1 protein-coding gene is annotated in these 306 nt (G+C 71.2%); it reads right to left on the bottom strand.

Annotation, left to right across the window (positions count from 1 at the left end; all coding sequences use genetic code 11):
* Positions 1-306: hypothetical protein (locus tag QMX81_RS20935; protein WP_282264412.1), on the bottom strand; the 306-nt coding region annotated here is incomplete at both ends.

The raw sequence follows: 306 nt of genomic DNA, 5'->3' as shown, positions 1-306 counted from the left end.
ACGTTCAGCGACTGCCCGATCACCGCCTGGGCCAGGCGTACATCCGCGTCGCCTTCAAGGCGCGCATCGCCATCGGCCATCAGGTCGCCCACGGCGAGCAGCCCACCTGCCGTGGCGGCCAGATCGCCCCCGCTGCGCAGCTGCTGCACATCCAACGCATCGGACGCCTCCAGCTGCATCGCCGCACCGGAAGACAGTGTCTGCGCCACCAGCGCGGCACCGGTAGCCGCGTTCATTGCCCCCTGCGCCTGCAGCTCGCCAATGCCCATCGCCCCGCCGCTGCGAAGCTGCGCATCGCCGCCGACC

It is taken from the genome of Stenotrophomonas sp. PS02301, from assembly GCF_029959485.1.
Taxonomy (GTDB): Bacteria; Pseudomonadota; Gammaproteobacteria; order Xanthomonadales; family Xanthomonadaceae; genus Stenotrophomonas; species Stenotrophomonas maltophilia_Z.
The sequence above is the reverse complement of the archived record's forward strand: the minus strand, read 5'-3'. Positions and strand labels throughout refer to the sequence as shown.